This is a genomic window from Streptomyces sp. NPDC048142 (assembly GCF_043202835.1).
Lineage (GTDB): Bacteria > Actinomycetota > Actinomycetes > Streptomycetales > Streptomycetaceae > Streptomyces.
On record NZ_JBIDBC010000003.1, the window covers coordinates 15,371 to 31,719 of the forward strand.

A 16,349-nucleotide genomic window follows, 5' to 3' on the forward strand; every position below is an offset into this window, starting at 1 on the left:
CAATCCTGGTGGATCAGCGCGCGGCGTCAGATGCGGTGCATCGCAAGGCGGAGGGACGCCCGCATACTGGATGTATTCGGGCGTTCCGACAATACGGCGAGGTGCCGTAGCTGACGTCGTGCGCCCACCAGGGATTGCGGGACAGCCCTGAGCACCGGCGTTACGGGAGCCCGTTCGGCCCAGCAGCGCGGGCACCCGAACGGGCCGGACTCCAGACTCCGGTTATGGACGTATCCCCCTTCGGCGGCCGGGCGCGCAGGCTGCTGCTTCCCCTGTCCGCGGCCGTCTGCGCCCTCGCCCTGGCGGGCGGCTGCTCAGGTACGGACCCGGCGGCCCCGGCCCCCGAGACCCCTGCGTCGGGCACGGCGCAGGGTGCGGTGCAGCGTGCCCCCGACGATCTGCAGAACGCCTACCAGTCCGTCATCAACGACGTACTGCCGTCGGTCGTGCAGATCGACGCCTCGCAGAGCCTCGGTTCCGGGGTCGTCTACGACGACAGGGGGCACATCGTCACCAACGCCCATGTGGTCGGCGACGAGGAGAGGTTCAAGGTCAGCGTCGCCACCGGGGAGGCCGTGCTGAACGCCTCGCTGGTCTTCTCCTACCCGGAGCAGGATCTGGCCGTGATCAAGCTCGACGAGGTGCCGGACGGGCTGAAGCCCGCGGAGTTCGGCGACGCGGAGAAGGTCGGGGTGGGGCAGATCGTGATGGCGATGGGCTCGCCGCTCGGCCTGTCCAGCAGCGTCACCCAGGGCATCGTCTCGGCGCTCGGCCGGACCGTGAGCGAGAGCCGGGCGGGCGGTGGCACGGGCGCGACGATCGCCAACATGGTGCAGACGTCCGCGGCGATCAACCCGGGCAACAGCGGCGGGGCGCTGGTCAATCTCGACAGTCAGGTGATCGGCATTCCGACCCTCGCGGCGACCGACCCGCGGATGGGCGACAGCGCGGCGCCGGGCATCGGCTTCGCGATCCCCGTCTCGATCGTGACGACGGTCGCCGACCAGATCATCAAGGACGGCAGGGTCACCGACTCGGGCCGGGCCGCGCTGAACATCACCGGCCGCACGGTCGTCGACGACAGCTACCGCCCCGCCGGGGTGGCGCTGGTCAGCGTGGAGCGGGGCGGGGCGGCGGACGAGGCGGGGCTGCGGGCCGGGGACATCATCACGAGGGTCGGGGACGCCGAGGTCACCACGATCACCTCGCTCGCCGAGGCGCTGGCGGGCGAGAGACCGGGCCAGCAGGTGACCGTGACGTACACGCGGGACGACGACAGCCGGACGGCGGAGGTCACGCTCGGCGAGATCTGAGGACTCAGCGAGGTCTGAGCACCCTGCGAGATCCGGCCACTCGGCGAGATCCGGACGCTCGGCAAGGTCTGAGCGCTCTGCGAGGTCCGGGCACTCTGCGGGGTCCGGGCAGGAGACGCGCGGAAGGGCGGGCGGTACGAGGAGGTCCCCGTACCGCCCGCCCTTCCGCTGTCCTCGCTGCCGCCCGAGCGTCAGGCGCCGTCGGCCTGCAGGCTCATCGGGCCGTAGATCTTGGTCGTGTCCTCGAAGAGCGTCACCTGTGCGGCGCCGCCCTCCAGGAGCTCTTTCCAGTACTCACCGATCCAGGACTCCGCGTCGCCCTGGGTGGTGAACTCCTCCGGCTTCAGCGCCGGCTCCGTCGCCGTACCGTCGGACTTCTCGAACCGCCACGTCCACGCCATGCCAGCCTCCCGGGTCACGTTGCTGTCCGAAGCGTAGCCGGACGCGCACCTCACGCGGGGACACGGGAGGATCAAAGTGTGGAACTGACTCTGCTCGGCACCGGAGCCCCCGAAGGGCTGCCGCGCCCCTCCTGTCCCTGCGCGGCCTGCGCCTCGGCCCGCGGCCCGTGGGCGCGGGCCGCGACGGCGCTGCTGGTCGACGACGCGCTGCTGCTGGACCTCACCCCCGGGGCGGTGTTCGCGGCCGCCCGTGCGGGGCATTCGCTGGGCGCGGTCCGCCAGGTGCTGCTGACCCACCCGCACGACGGCCCCGCCGTCGAACTGCCCGCCCTGCTGCCGCCGGCCGGCCGGGTGCCGGACGGCCAGGTCCTGACGCTGATCAGCGGGCACCGGGTGCGGGCGGTGGCGATGGACGCCCCGGGGACCGGGTACGAGGTGACCGCGCCGGAGGGCGAGCGGCTGCTGTACCTGCCGCCGGGGGCCGCGCCCTCACGTCTCGACGGGCGGGCGGACGGAACGTACGACATGGTCGTCTGCGATGTGATCGCGCGGCCCGACGCGGTGGCCCGGCTGCGGTCGGCCGGTGCGGCCGGGGCGACGACCGAGGTGATCGCGGTCCACCTGGATCACGACGCCCCGCCGGGCGTGGCACTGGAGCGGCGGCTCGCGGCGGCCGGGGCGCGGGCGGTGCCCGACGGGACGACGCTGGTGGTGGGCGAGTACCACGCGGTGCCGGACGTGCCGCGCCGGGTGCTGGTGACGGGCGGCGCGCGGTCGGGGAAGTCGCTGGAGGCGGAGCAGCGCCTGGAGACGTTCCCCGAGGTGGTGTACGTGGCGACCGGCGGCCGCCGCGACGGCGACCCGGAGTGGGCGGCCCGGGTCGGACTGCACCGGGAGCGCAGGCCGGGCGCCTGGCGGACCGAGGAGACCTGCGAGCTCACGGGGCTGCTGGCGGCGGACGGGCCGCCGCTGCTGATCGACTGCCTGTCGCTGTGGCTGACCGACGCGATGGACCGGGTGGCGGCCTGGGAGGACGAGCGGTGGCGCGACGGGGGCGAGGCGGCGTTGCGGGAGCGGGTCGCCGAGCTGGTCGCCGCGGTGCGCGGGACCCGGCGTCCGGTGGTCCTTGTGACCAACGAGGTGGGGTCAGGGGTGGTTCCGGCGACGTCGGCGGGACGGCGGTTCCGGGACGAGCTGGGGCGGCTGAACGCGGCGGTGGCGGCCGAGTGCGAGCAGGTGCTGCTGGTGGTGGCGGGGCAGGTGCTGGTGCTGCGGGGGTGAGGGGGCCGGCGGATCAGGGCCGGGCCCGTGCGCGGGGGCGTCCCGTACGCGGGGGCGTACTGCTCACAGCCAGGCCGTGGGCAGGGGCGCGGGCCCGGACCGTCACCTGGGCGGGGCGTACTGCTCACAGCCGGGCCATAGGCAGGGCTGGCCCCTGGGCGGGGGCGTGCCGCTCACGGCCGGGCCCGCCCCGTGGGCCGACCGGTACTGTTCCGGGCAGGGCGTGTCCGGACACGCTCTGGGGGCCCGCCGCCGGGTTCCCGCAACCGGACCCGACGTGACGACCCGCGAGGCAGACCTCCGTGAACCTGGACGACTTCTCCGACCTGATCCAACGCCCCGACGGGGGTGTGCGGCGCGAAGCAGAGGAACGGCGCGAGCGGCTGACCGTCTCCCCCGGGGCGCTCGGCCGGCTCGACGAGCTGGGCGAGTGGCTCAGCGCCGCGCAGCAGTCCGTACCGGTCAGGGCCGTCGAGCAGCCGCGTCTGGTGCTCTTCGCCGGTGACCACAAGGTGGCCGAGCTGGGCGTATCCGGCCGGCCGGCGGGAAGCGCGTACGAGCTGGTGCGGGCCGCCCTCGACGGGGCGAGCCCTGTCGCGGTGCTGGCGCGGCGCTTCTCGGTGCCGATGCGGATCGTGGACGTCTGCCTGGACTGCGATCCGGAGCTGCTGCCCGAGTCCGTGGTGCGGCACCGGGTGCGGCGCGGTTCGGGGCGGATCGACGTCGAGGACGCGATGAGCCTGGAGGAGGCCGAGCAGGCGGTCCGCCTGGGCATGGCCATCGCCGACGAGGAGGCGGACTCCGGGACCGATCTGGTGGTGCTCGGCGACCTCAGCGTGGGCGGGACCACGGCTGCGGCCACCCTCGTCGCGGCGCTCTGCGGAACGGACGCCTCCGTGGTGACCGGGCGTGGCGGTGCGGGCATCGACGACCTGGCGTGGATGCGCAAGTGCGCGGCGATCAGGGACGCGCTGCGCCGGGCCCGCCCGGTGCTCGGCGACCAGCTGGAGCTGCTGGCCGCGTCCGGCGGGGCGGATCTGGCGGCGATGACGGGTTTCCTGCTCCAGAGTGCGGTGCGCCGGATGCCGGTGATCCTGGACGGGGTCGTCGCGGCGGCCTGCGCGCTGGTGGCGCAGCGGGCGGCGTTCCGGGCGCCGGACTGGTGGCTGGCCGGCCAGGTCAGCGGGGAGCCCGCGCAGGCCAAGGCGCTGGACCGGATGGCGCTGACGCCGCTGCTGGACCACGGGGTGACGGTCGGCGAGGGCAGCGGCGCGCTGCTGGCCCTGCCGCTGGTGCAGGCGGCGGCGGCGCTGGCCGCCGAACTGCCGGAGCGTGAACCGGAACAGGTGGTGGACGAGTCGGTGGACGAGTCGGAGCCGGAGTCGGTATCGGAGCCGAAGTCGGTGTCGGAGGCAGCGGCCCTCGACGGGGTCTGAGGGCGCGGCCCCCCGCCTCTCCCGGCGCCCCCGGTGCGTGGACGAGATCGGCGTCACTCAGGTGTCGCTCAACTTCGCGCTGCCCCGGTCCGTCTTCGAGAGGGAGCGCGGCTCGGCACGCATCCGTGCCGACGCCGGCTACCGACCGACGACCGGGGGCCTGTTCCATGCTGTTCGAGTCCGTGCTGTTCGAGAAGAGCGGATGAGCCGTCTCCCGGCCCTGCGCCGGGCGGCGGCGCGGGAGTGGGGCCCGCTGTGCTCGACCGTACGGCGGGGGCTCGCCGGACGCGGGGTTCGGGCGCTCGCGCTGACGCTGACCGCGGTGGCGCTGACCGCGACCGTCCAGGTGGTGCAGAACCAGGCGTGGGGCTACCGGCCGGTACAGAACCTCGGAGCCGTACGGGCCGATGACCCGCTCTGGCTCGCCCTCCTGCGTACCCCACTGTCACTGTTCGTGCCGGCCCTCGATCTGCCGGTGTGGGGCGCGCTGGCCCAGATCCTGCTGGTGTTCGGCATCGCGGAGGTGTGCCTGGGGCGGTGGCGCACGCTCACGGTGGCGTACGTCGCGACGCTGGCGGGGACGCTGTACGCCCGGATCGGCATCGCGCTCGGGCCGGAGACGTTCCCCGGGCTGCCCGCCTCCGACGCGCAGGTGGTGGACACCGGCCCCTCGGCAGCGGTCGTGGGGCTCGCGGTGTACGTCTGCCACCAGCGGCGCGCCTGGCTCACCGGGGCGCTGGTGGTCCTCGCGATGGTGGTGGAGGTCCTCGTCAAGGACAACCTGGCGGGCCGCGAGCATCTGGCCGCCATCGCCGCCGTCCTGGTGGTGTGCGGCGTACAGGAGTGGCGCGGGCGGCGGCACAGCACTCAGGACCCGGGCGCGGGCGGCAGCGGGGCCCGGTCCGGAGCGCCGCCGATGAGGTCCTGGAACCTCCGGCGCGGCCCGGCCCAGCGCACGTCGTGGTGGTAGGCCCGCAGCAGCGCCCTGGAGCGGGCCCGGTGACGGTGGCGGTAGAAGCGCCTGGCCCAGGGCGAGGTGGGGCGGGCCAGCCGGATCGCGCCGACCAGCGCGACGACCGGGACGAGGGTGCCGAGCACCGCCATCCGCGTCTTGCCCTTGAACAGGGCGATCAGGACGAAGCAGAAGTTGATCGCGTACGTCGTGATGACGCCGAGCCTGCCCTGTTGTTCCTCGTCGGTGACGTCGTCGACGCCGAGCGGGGAGAAGCCCGCCAGGATCAGCAGCACCAGGGAGGCGGTCAGCACGACCACCTCCACGCTCTGGCGGCCCTCCTCGGTCCAGTACACGTCGTCCAGATGCAGGATGAGGGCGAACTCGTCCAGCACCAGACCGGCCCCCACCCCGAAGATCACCGCGCAGACCCCGGCGGCCACGCCGTGCCGGCCGCCGGCCACCGCGCCGAACCCGCCGATCACCGAGAGCACGACCCCGGGCACCACGTGGTGGATATGCACCCCGCCCGGGGCGATGTTGCGGAACGGGCCCTTCCCGGCGCGGATCATGCGGGTGATGGTGCGGGTGATCGCGAAGGTCAGGACGAAGGCGGCCAGCGCGAGGAGCAGGGGCATCTTGCCCGGCTCCGCGATGTTGTCGTGCCACCAGTGACCCACGCCACCCACTCCCGATACATCCGGTTTCGTTGCCGTTCGCCGCGTTTCTGCCAATCTATCGGTGGGGCCCAGCGGCTAGCCTGCGCGCGGTGACCTCCCTGAACAGCCATGGCCTGCGTTTCGCCTTCGGCACCCTGACCGTGCTGCCCGTCCGGGTGACCCGCTGGGACCGCGTGACCGCCCGCTCCGGGATGCTCTGCGCCCCGCTCGCCGGGCTCGTCGTGGGGCTGCTCGCCGCCGCCCTCGGCACACTGTCGCTGCTGGCCGGCTCGGGGCCGCTGCTCTCGGCGGTGGCCTCCGTCGCGGTGCCCTCCGCGCTCACCCGGGGGCTGCATCTGGACGGCCTGGCGGACACGGCGGACGGCCTCGGCAGCGGGAAGCCGGCCGGGGACGCGCTGCGGATCATGAAGCAGTCCGACATTGGGCCGTTCGGTGTCATCACCCTGCTCCTGGTCCTGCTGGCCCAGGTCGCCGTCCTCTTCGAGCTGTACGGGGAGGGCTGGGCCCACGGGGCGCTCGGGGCCGTCGTCGCGGGCGTCGCCGCCCGGCTCGCGCTGACCCTGGCGTCCCGTCAGGGCGTCCCGGCGGCCCGGCCGGAGGGGCTCGGGGCGACGGTGGCGTCCACGGTCCCGGCCGGGCGGGCGCTGCTCGCGGTGGTGGTGACGGTGGCGCTGTGCGCGGCGGCGGGCGCGGCGCTGGGCCCGTACGCGGCGCTGCACCACGCGCTCGCGGTGCTCGGCGCGCTCGCCGCCGCCGAACTGCTGCTGCGGCACTGCGTCCGGCGGTTCGGCGGGGTCACCGGGGACGTCTTCGGGGGCGTCGAGGAGACCGCGGCGACGGCGGCCCTGGTGGTGCTGGCGCTCGGGGCCTGACGGCGTGGCAGGACCGGAACGGCCGCCGGAACGACTGCGGGGACGACTGCGGGGACGACCACCCGCGGCGGCGGCCGTACCCGCGTCGCACCGGCCGGAACCGACCGCTGTACCCGCGGCGTACCAACCGGAACCGACCGTCGCACCGGCAGTCCTACCGGCCGGTTCCGGACGCCTTACCGGCCGGTATCCACCGTCGCACCAGCCGCCGCACCAGCCCCTGCCCACCGCCGTACCGGCTCGGAACCGACCGTCATAGCGGTCCGGAACGGCCCGCCGCCGTCACGGAGCGGGAACCGCGCGCGTAGGCTCATTCCCGACGCATCATCGGGGCGTCTACGATGCGCCGGGCATGGTCGGCCCACCCCTCGACCGAACTCGAACTCAACGGAAGCGAGATTTCACCACCGTGACAGCTCTCACTCTCAGCACTGCCGGTGCGGCGACGCTGCGCGCCGACGCACTCGTCGTCGGCGTCGCCAAGGGCGCCAAGGGACCGGTCCTGGCACCGGGATCCGAGGCCGTGGACAAGGCGTTCGACGGAAAGCTCGCCGCCGTCCTCGCGACCCTGGGTGCCACCGGTGCCGAGGGCGAACTGACCAAGCTGCCCGCCGCGTCCGGTCTCAAGGCCCCGGTCGTCGTCGCGGTCGGCCTCGGTCCGGTCCCGGACAAGGAGGACGCGTACGACGCCGAGGCGCTGCGCCGCGCGGCGGGCACCGCGGCCCGTGCGCTGACCGGCTCCAAGAAGGCCGGCTTCGCGCTGCCCGCCGGCACGGTCGAGGACGCCGCCGCCGTCGCCGAGGGCGCGCTCCTCGGGGCGTACGCCTTCACCGCCTACCAGGGCGGCGAGAACAAGCTGGCGCCCAAGGACGCGAAGTCCAAGGGCAACGGCCCCAAGCTGCCGCTCGCCGAGGTGGCCCTGCTCGGCGCCAAGCCGCGTGACAAGGCCTACAAGGCGGCCGTCGAGCGCGCCCAGGCCCTGGTCGAGGAGATCAACCGGGCCCGCGACCTGATCAACACCCCGCCGAACGACCTGTACCCCGAGTCCTTCGCCGCCGTGGCCGCCGCCGCGGGCAAGGAGCACGGCATCAAGGTCCAGGTCCTCGACGAGAAGGCCCTCGTCAAGGGCGGCTTCGGCGGCCTCCTCGGCGTCGGCCAGGGCGCCGAGCGCGGCCCGCGCCTGGTGAAGCTCGCCTACACGCACCCGAAGGCGGAGAAGACCCTGGCCCTGGTGGGCAAGGGCATCACCTACGACTCGGGCGGCATCTCGCTCAAGCCGGCCGGCCACAACGAGACGATGAAGTGCGACATGGCCGGCGCCGCCGCCGTGTTCGCCGCCGTCGTCGCGGCCGCCCGCCTGGGCCTGAAGGTCAACGTCACCGGCTGGCTGGCGCTGGCCGAGAACATGCCCTCCGGCAACGCCACCCGCCCCGGTGACGTGCTGCGCATGTACAGCGGCAAGACCGTCGAGGTCCTCAACACCGACGCCGAGGGCCGGCTCGTCCTCGCCGACGCGCTGACCCGCGCCTCGGAGGAGAAGCCGGACGCGATCGTCGACGTGGCGACCCTGACCGGCGCGATGGTGCTGGCGCTCGGCAACCGCACCTTCGGTGTGATGGCCAACGACGACGCCTTCCGCACGTCGATCCACGAGATCTCCGAAGAGGTCGGCGAGCCCTCCTGGCCGATGCCGCTCCCCGCCGACCTGCGCGCGGGCATGGACTCCCCCACCGCCGACATCGCCAACATGGGCGAGCGCATGGGCGGCGCCCTGGTGGCCGGTCTGTTCCTGAAGGAGTTCGTGGGCGAGGGCATCACCTGGGCGCACCTGGACATCGCGGGCCCGGCCTTCCACGAGGGCGCGCCGTACGGCTACACGCCCAAGGGCGGCACCGGTTCCTCGATCCGCACCCTGGTGCGGCTCGCCGAGCACACCGCCGCCGGCGACCTCGGCTGAGTTCCCGTCTTCCGTCGCGTACGGCCCCGGGCACAGGTCCGGGGCCGTACGTGTTCTCGGAGCGGAAGCGGCAAGGATGAGCGGCGGAGGCCGGCTGAGCGGCGGCGGGCGAACGGGTTTCGCTCTCGACGAACACCGGCCGAATCCGTAGGTATCTACGCAGCAGTAACCCTCCGGGACGGACGATCATCCGTCCCGGACCCGGGCCCCGCGTCCCGCCCGCCGTCGACAAGTGCGAAGATGGGTTCTCGGCAGGACAGGGCCCCCACCACAGGGCCGAAGACAAAAGCGGCCGCACACCAGCCGACCGGCCGGTCACACCCCAGCGACGGGGCCCCGGCGTACGGCGCACATGCATGGAGGACGTGACGTGGCGAACGACGCCAGCACCGTTTTCGACCTAGTGATCCTCGGCGGTGGCAGTGGCGGTTACGCCGCGGCCCTGCGCGGAGCGCAGCTGGGCCTGGACGTCGCCCTGATCGAGAAGGGCAAGGTCGGCGGCACCTGCCTGCACAACGGCTGCATTCCCACGAAGGCACTGCTGCACGCGGGCGAGATCGCGGACCAGGCCCGCGAGTCGGCCCAGTTCGGCGTGAAGGCGACCTTCGAGGGCATCGACATCGAGGCCGTCAACAAGTACAAGGACGAGGTGATCTCGGGCCTGTACAAGGGTCTCCAGGGGCTCATCGCCTCGCGCAAGGTCCACTACATCGAGGGCGAGGGCAAGCTCTCGTCGCCGACCTCCGTCGATGTGAACGGCCAGCGCGTCCAGGGCCGCCACGTGCTGCTGGCGACCGGCTCCGTGCCGAAGTCGCTGCCCGGCCTGGAGATCGACGGCAACCGGATCATCTCCTCGGACCACGCGCTGAAGATGGACCGCGTGCCGAAGTCCGCGATCGTGCTGGGCGGCGGCGTCATCGGCGTCGAGTTCGCCTCGGCGTGGAAGTCGTTCGGCACCGAGATCACCATCGTCGAGGGCCTCAAGCACCTCGTCCCGGTCGAGGACGAGAACAGCTCCAAGCTTCTTGAGCGCGCGTTCCGCAAGCGCGGCATCAAGTTCAACCTCGGCACCTTCTTCGACAAGGCCGAGTACACGCAGGACGGCGTCCGCGTGACGCTCGCCGACGGCAAGACCTTCGAGGCGGAGCTGCTGCTCGTCGCGATCGGCCGCGGCCCGGTCTCGCAGGGCCTGGGCTACGAGGAGCAGGGCGTCGCGATGGACCGCGGCTATGTCCTGGTCGACGAGTACATGCAGACCAACGTGCCGACGATCTCGGCCGTGGGCGACCTCGTCCCGACCCTCCAGCTCGCCCACGTCGGCTTCGCCGAGGGCATCCTGGTGGCGGAGCGTCTCGCCGGTCTCAAGACCGTCCCGATCGACTACGACGGCGTGCCCAAGGTGACCTACTGCCACCCCGAGGTCGCCTCCGTCGGCATCACCGAGGCCAAGGCCAAGGAGATCTACGGCGCGGACAAGGTCGTCGCCCTCAAGTACAACCTCGCGGGCAACGGCAAGAGCAGGATTCTGAAGACCGCGGGCGAGATCAAGCTCGTCCAGGTCAAGGACGGTGCCGTGGTCGGCGTCCACATGGTCGGCGACCGCATGGGCGAGCAGGTCGGCGAAGCCCAGCTGATCTACAACTGGGAGGCGCTGCCCTCCGAGGTCGCCCAGCTCATCCACGCACACCCGACGCAGAACGAGGCGATGGGCGAGGCTCACCTGGCGCTGGCCGGCAAGCCTCTCCACTCCCACGACTGATCCCCCGGTTCCGGGCGCGACGACCGACCACTTCCGCATTTTCGTAAGGAGCAACTGAAACCATGTCGGTTTCCGTAACCCTTCCGGCGCTCGGCGAGAGCGTCACCGAGGGCACTGTCACCCGTTGGCTGAAGGCCGAGGGCGAGCGCGTCGAGGCCGACGAGCCGTTGCTCGAGGTCTCGACCGACAAGGTCGACACCGAGATCCCCGCCCCCGCGTCCGGTGTGCTGACCGCCATCAAGGTCGCCGAGGACGAGACCGTCGAGGTCGGCGCCGAGCTGGCCGTCATCGACGACGGCTCGGGCGCTCCGGCCGAGGCCGAGGCCCCGGCTGCCGAGGCCCCTGCCGCCCCGGCCGAGGCCCCGGCCCCGGCCGCCGAGGCACCCGCCGCCGCTCCGGCCCCCGCGGCCGAGGCTCCGGCAGCCGCCCCGGCCGGCGGCGCCTCCGGCACCGACGTCACCCTCCCGGCGCTCGGCGAGAGCGTCACCGAGGGCACCGTCACCCGCTGGCTCAAGGAGGTCGGCGAGGAGGTGGCCGAGGACGAGCCGCTGCTCGAGGTCTCCACGGACAAGGTCGACACCGAGATCCCCGCCCCGGTCGCCGGTGTGCTGCTGGAGATCGTGGTCGGCGAGGACGAGACCGCCGAGGTCGGCGCCAAGCTCGCCGTCATCGGCGCTCCGGGCGCGGCTCCGGCCGCCGCTCCGGCGCAGCCCGCCGCCCCGGCCCAGGAGGCCCCGAAGGCCGAGGCGCCGAAGCAGGAGGCTCCCGCAGCTCCCGCCCCGGCCCCCGCCGCCCCTGCGGCTCCGGCTCCGGCCGCTCCGGCTCCGGCTCCGGTCCAGGCCCCGGCGGCTCCCGCCGCCCCGGCACCGGCTCCGGCGCAGCCCGCCCCCGCCGCCCCGGCACCGGCCGCTCCGGCCGCGCCCTCCGGTGACGACGGCGCGTACGTCACGCCGCTGGTCCGCAAGCTCGCGTCCGAGAACAACGTGGACCTGAGCGCGGTCAAGGGCACCGGCGTCGGTGGCCGTATCCGCAAGCAGGACGTCGTCGCCGCCGCGGAGGCCGCCAAGGCCGCAGCGGCCGCTCCGGCCCCGGCAGCTGTGACTGCCGGAGGCCATGCGGCCGCAAAGGCGCCGAAGCTGGAGGCGTCCCCGCTGCGCGGTCAGACGGTCAAGATGACCCGCATGCGCAAGGTCATCGGCGAGAACATGATGAAGGCGCTGCACTCGCAGGCCCAGCTGACCTCGGTCCTCGAGGTCGACATCACCAAGCTGATGAAGCTGCGCAACCAGGCGAAGGCCTCCTTCGCCGCCCGTGAGGGCGTCAAGCTGTCCCCGATGCCGTTCTTCGTGAAGGCGGCGGCCCAGGCGCTGAAGGCCCACCCGGTCGTCAACGCCCGGATCAACGAGGACGAGGGCACCATCACGTACTTCGACGCGGAGAACATCGGCATCGCCGTCGACGCGGAGAAGGGTCTGATGACCCCGGTCATCAAGGGTGCGGGCGACCTGAACATCGCCGGTATCTCCAAGAAGACCGCGGAGCTCGCGGGCAAGGCGCGCGGTGGCGGCCTGACGCCGGACGACATGTCCGGCGCCACCTTCACCATCAGCAACACCGGTTCGCGCGGCGCCCTGTTCGACACGGTCATCGTGCCGCCGAACCAGGCCGCCATCCTGGGCATCGGCGCCACGGTCCGCCGCCCGGTGGTCATCGACCACCCGGACCTCGGCGAGACCATCGCGGTGCGCGACATGACGTACCTCTCGCTCTCCTACGACCACCGTCTGGTGGACGGCGCGGACGCCGCCCGCTACCTGACGTCGGTCAAGGCGATCCTGGAAGCCGGTGAGTTCGAGGTCGAGCTCGGCCTCTGAACCCCCCGGCTGTAACCAGCCTCACCAGCGGCGCCCCCGTCCGGAACTCTTCCGGGCGGGGGCGCCGCCGTATTGTCTAAGCACCACCGGCCGCCCGCGCCGCCGTGCTGGTGTAGGCACCACCGGTTTGCCCGAAGGAGCACCTCATGACCCCGCCCGTCGTCCACTCGCTGCGCGAACAGATCCGCGAGCACATCGTGGAGGGGATCGTCAGCGGGCGCTGGAAGCCGGGTGAGCGGATCGTGGAGCGCCGCATCGCCACCGAGCTGGAGGTCAGTCAGACGCCCGTGCGCGAGGCGCTGCGCGAGCTGGAGACGCTCCGGCTGATCGAGTCGGCCCCCAACAAGGGCGTCCGGGTCCGCAACCTCACCGCCGCCGACCTGGAGGAGAGCTACCCGGTCCGGGCCGGCCTGGAGCAGATCGCGGCGGAGCTGGCGGCCCCCCGGCTGGGCCGGGACTGCTCGGCGCTGGCCCCGCACGTGGCCGCGCTGTACGAGGCGGACCGGCTGGCCGACGGCGAGGCCCAGGTGCGGCACACGGTCGGCTTCCACCGGGAGATGGTGCGGGCCGCCGGGAACGCGGTGCTGCTGCACACCTGGGAGGGGCTTGGCATCGAGGTGTTCACGGCCCTGTCGATCCGCTGGCTGGGCACGGTGCAGAAGTCGTACGCGGAGGAGCACCAGGCGCTCATCGACGCGTTCCTCGCCGAGGACCCGGAGATCGGGGCCCTGGTGAAGGCGCACGTGCTGGGCTGCGCGCCCCGCGCCTGAACGCTTCCGCGGGACTCCGCGGAACTCTGCGGGACTCCGCGAGGCTCCGATCATCTGGCACCCGACCCGCTCTTCCGTGCAGGTCAGCGCCCTATTTGCACGCTATTTCGCGTCACTCCGTGCCCCGTTTCGAGGCACCCCATGCCACTTTTCTTCGTATCGAGAAGTTTTGCCTTCAATCCTTTGATCGATCATCGATCAGCGCCTTACAGTTCACTTCGCGGGCCCACCGGCCCCATCGCTCTGTCCTGCCAGATAGAGCCTTCTCCACCCCCCTCCTCTCCGGAAGGCGGCGATCATGACCGACCCCGTAGGAAAGCTTCCGAGCGAGCTCGACCAGCTCCCGGACCGTGACCCCGAGGAGACCGCCGAATGGGCGGCCTCCCTCGACGCCGTCACCCAGGCCGCCGGCCCGCACCGCGCCGCGTACCTGATGCGCCGCTCGCTGCAGCACGCCGAGGGCGCCGGTCTCGCGCTGCCCAAGCTGCTGGAGACCGATTACGTCAACTCCATCCCGACCGCCGCCGAGCCCGCGTTCGACGGCGACCTGGAGATGGAGTCGAGGATCACCGCGTGGAACCGCTGGAACGCGGCCGCGATGGTCACCCGGGGCGCCCGGTACGGGGTCGGCGGCCACATCGCCACCTTCGCCTCGGCGGCCTGGCTCTACGAGACCGGCTTCAACCACTTCTTCCGCGGCAAGGAGGGGGACGGCAGCGGCGACCAGCTCTACATCCAGGGCCACGCCTCCCCCGGCATCTACGCCCGCGCCTTCCTCGACGGCCGGATCAGCGAGCAGCAGCTCGACAACTTCCGCCAGGAGTCGGGCGGCGAGGGCCTGCCCTCCTACCCGCACCCGCGGCGGCTGCCCTGGCTGTGGGAGTTCCCCACCGTGTCGATGGGCCTCGGCCCCCTCTCGGCCATCTACCAGGCGCGCTTCAACCGCTACCTGACCAACCGCAACATCAAGGACACCGCCAACTCGCACGTCTGGGCCTTCCTGGGCGACGGCGAGATGGACGAGCCCGAGTCGACCGCCGCCCTCGCCCTCGCGGCCCGTGAGCAGCTCGACAACCTGACCTTCGTCATCAACTGCAACCTGCAGCGCCTCGACGGCCCGGTCCGCGCCAACTTCCGCGTGGTCCAGGAGCTGGAGGCACAGTTCCGCGGGGCCGGCTGGAACGTCGTCAAGACGCTCTGGGGCAACGCCTGGGACGAGCTGTTCCAGCTGGACACCCAGGGTGCGCTGCTGCGCCGCCTGCGCGAGGTTCCGGACGCGCAGTTCCAGACGTACGCCACCCGCGACGTCGCCTACATCCGCGAGCACTTCTTCGGCGCCGAGCCCGCGCTCGCCGAGCTGGCGAAGCTGCTCACCGATGCGAAGATCGCCGAGTGTTTCTACACCTCGCGCGGCGGCCACGAGGCCCGCAAGGTGTACGCGGCCTACCGCGCGGCCGTGGAGCACAAGGGCGCGCCGACCGTGATCCTGGCCCAGACGGTCAAGGGCTACACGCTCGGCAAGGGCTTCGAGTCCAAGAACGCCAACCACCAGATGAAGAAGCTGTCGATCGACGAGTTCAAGGGCATGCGCGAGCTGCTCGGCCTCCCGATCCCCGACAGCGCCTTCGAGGACGGTCTGGTTCCCTACGGCCACCCGGGCGCCGACTCCCCCGAGGTCCGCTACCTCCAGGAACGCCGCGCCGCCCTCGGCGGCCCCGCCCCCGCCCGCCGGATGCACGCCTCCGCGCCGCTGCCGCAGCCCGAGGAGCGCGCGTTCAAGGCCCTGTACAAGGGGTCCGGCAGGCAGGAGATGGCCACCACCATGGCGTTCGTCCGCCTGGTGAAGGACCTGATGCGGGACAAGGAGACCGGCAAGCGCTGGGTGCCGATCGTCCCGGACGAGGCCCGTACCTTCGGTATGGAGTCCCTCTTCCCGTCCGCCGGCATCTACTCGCCGCTGGGCCAGACGTACGACCCGGTCGACCGCGACCAGCTGATGTACTACAAGGAAGCCAAGGACGGCCAGATCCTCAACGAGGGGATCACCGAGGCCGGGGCCATGGCCGACTTCATCGCCGCCGCCACGTCGTACGCGACGCACGGCGAGACGATGATCCCGTTCTACATCTTCTACTCGATGTTCGGCTGGCAGCGGACCGGCGACCAGATGTGGCAGCTCGCCGACCAGCTCGGCAAGGGCTTCATCGTCGGCGCGACGGCCGGCCGTACGACCCTGACGGGTGAGGGCCTCCAGCACGCGGACGGCCACTCGCACCTGATCGCGGCCACCAACCCGGCCTCGCTCAACTACGACCCGGCGTTCGCGTACGAGGTCGCGGTGATCGTCAAGGACGGTCTGCGCCGGATGTACGGCCCCGAGGCCGAGGACGTCTTCTACTACCTGACGGTCTACAACGAGCCGAAGCCCCAGCCCGCGATGCCCGAGGGCGTCGAGGAGGGCATCGTCAAGGGCCTGTACCGCTTCAAGGAGGGCACGCCCGCGCAGGCGGACGCGCCGCGCCTGCAGCTGCTGGCCTCCGGGACGGCGATCCACTGGGCCCTGGAGGCCCAGGAGCTGCTGGCCGCCGACTGGGGTGTCACGGCCGACGTCTGGTCCGCCACCTCGTGGGGCGAGCTGCGCCGCGACGCGCTGGAGGCCGACGAGGCGCTGCTCCGCGGTGAGCAGCAGGTCCCGTACGTGACGCAGGCGCTCTCCGGCGCGCCGGGCCCGGTGCTCGCGGTCAGCGACTGGATGCGCCAGGTCCCGGACCAGATCAGCCAGTGGGTGGAGCAGGACTGGTCCTCGCTCGGCACGGACGGCTTCGGCCTCTCCGACACCCGCGCCGCGGCCCGCCGCCACTTCGGCGTCGACGCCCAGTCGATCGTGGTGGCCTCGCTGGCCCAGCTGGTCAAGCGCGGCGAGGTCCCGGCCTCGGCGGTCAAGGAGGCCCGGGAGCGCTACGGCCTCTGAGCCCCGCTCCCGTGGAGCCCAGCCGAACCCCCGGTCACCGGGCGGGCGCGCCCGACAGCGCGCCTGCCCGGCGGCCGGGGGTT

12 protein-coding genes are annotated in these 16,349 nt (G+C 72.6%); 10 read left to right on the plus strand and 2 right to left on the minus strand.

The window, feature by feature from the left end:
• The first annotated feature begins 224 nt into the window (after positions 1–224).
• Complete coding sequence (locus ACGF2Y_RS05020) at positions 225–1,313, plus strand: S1C family serine protease (RefSeq protein WP_392943315.1); 1,089 nt, start codon at positions 225–227, stop codon at positions 1,311–1,313.
• 191 nt (positions 1,314–1,504) lie between these two features.
• On the opposite strand, the gene ACGF2Y_RS05025 is transcribed toward ACGF2Y_RS05020, so the two are convergent.
• Entirely contained in the window at positions 1,505–1,714 is a 210-nt protein-coding gene (locus ACGF2Y_RS05025; protein WP_392943316.1) for a hypothetical protein, read from the minus strand.
• 78 nt (positions 1,715–1,792) lie between these two features.
• Between ACGF2Y_RS05025 and ACGF2Y_RS05030 the strand changes: the two genes are divergently transcribed.
• The 3 genes from ACGF2Y_RS05030 (at position 1,793) to ACGF2Y_RS05040 (ending at position 5,401) form a co-directional block, all read left to right on the plus strand.
• Positions 1,793–2,995, plus strand: coding sequence for a bifunctional adenosylcobinamide kinase/adenosylcobinamide-phosphate guanylyltransferase (locus tag ACGF2Y_RS05030; protein WP_392943317.1), 1,203 nt, complete (start codon positions 1,793–1,795; stop codon positions 2,993–2,995).
• A 302-nt stretch (positions 2,996–3,297) separates the two neighbouring features.
• Positions 3,298–4,431 (plus strand): nicotinate-nucleotide--dimethylbenzimidazole phosphoribosyltransferase, encoded by a 1,134-nt coding sequence (gene cobT / locus ACGF2Y_RS05035; protein WP_392943318.1) that lies wholly within the window; start codon positions 3,298–3,300, stop codon positions 4,429–4,431.
• A 202-nt stretch (positions 4,432–4,633) separates the two neighbouring features.
• A complete protein-coding gene (locus ACGF2Y_RS05040; RefSeq protein WP_392943319.1) occupies positions 4,634–5,401 on the plus strand; it encodes a hypothetical protein in 768 nt (255 codons plus the stop codon).
• Here ACGF2Y_RS05040 and ACGF2Y_RS05045 read toward each other — a convergent pair.
• Positions 5,299–6,063 carry a hypothetical protein gene (locus ACGF2Y_RS05045; protein WP_392943320.1) on the minus strand — a complete coding sequence of 255 codons (765 nt, stop codon included), beginning with the start codon at positions 6,061–6,063 and terminating at the stop codon, positions 5,299–5,301. The genes ACGF2Y_RS05040 and ACGF2Y_RS05045 overlap by 103 nt on opposite strands.
• 89 nt (positions 6,064–6,152) lie before the next feature.
• Between ACGF2Y_RS05045 and ACGF2Y_RS05050 the strand changes: the two genes are divergently transcribed.
• The 6 genes from ACGF2Y_RS05050 to aceE all read left to right on the plus strand — a co-directional run bounded on the left by ACGF2Y_RS05050 (position 6,153) and on the right by aceE (position 16,266).
• Positions 6,153–6,935: an adenosylcobinamide-GDP ribazoletransferase gene (locus tag ACGF2Y_RS05050; protein ID WP_392943321.1), complete on the plus strand. Its 783-nt coding sequence runs from the start codon at positions 6,153–6,155 to the stop codon at positions 6,933–6,935.
• 409 nt (positions 6,936–7,344) lie between these two features.
• Positions 7,345–8,892 (plus strand): leucyl aminopeptidase, encoded by a 1,548-nt coding sequence (locus ACGF2Y_RS05055; protein ID WP_392943322.1) that lies wholly within the window; start codon positions 7,345–7,347, stop codon positions 8,890–8,892.
• A 370-nt stretch (positions 8,893–9,262) separates the two neighbouring features.
• Positions 9,263–10,651, plus strand: coding sequence for a dihydrolipoyl dehydrogenase (lpdA, locus tag ACGF2Y_RS05060; RefSeq protein ID WP_392943323.1), 1,389 nt, complete (start codon positions 9,263–9,265; stop codon positions 10,649–10,651).
• A 62-nt stretch (positions 10,652–10,713) separates the two neighbouring features.
• Complete coding sequence (gene sucB / locus ACGF2Y_RS05065) at positions 10,714–12,525, plus strand: 2-oxoglutarate dehydrogenase, E2 component, dihydrolipoamide succinyltransferase (protein WP_392943324.1); 1,812 nt, start codon at positions 10,714–10,716, stop codon at positions 12,523–12,525.
• Positions 12,526–12,671: 146 nt separating this feature from the next.
• Positions 12,672–13,295 carry a GntR family transcriptional regulator gene (locus ACGF2Y_RS05070; protein WP_210993055.1) on the plus strand — a complete coding sequence of 208 codons (624 nt, stop codon included), beginning with the start codon at positions 12,672–12,674 and terminating at the stop codon, positions 13,293–13,295.
• 298 nt (positions 13,296–13,593) lie between these two features.
• Positions 13,594–16,266, plus strand: coding sequence for a pyruvate dehydrogenase (acetyl-transferring), homodimeric type (gene aceE / locus ACGF2Y_RS05075; protein ID WP_392943325.1), 2,673 nt, complete (start codon positions 13,594–13,596; stop codon positions 16,264–16,266).
• The last annotated feature ends 83 nt before the right edge of the window (positions 16,267–16,349 follow it).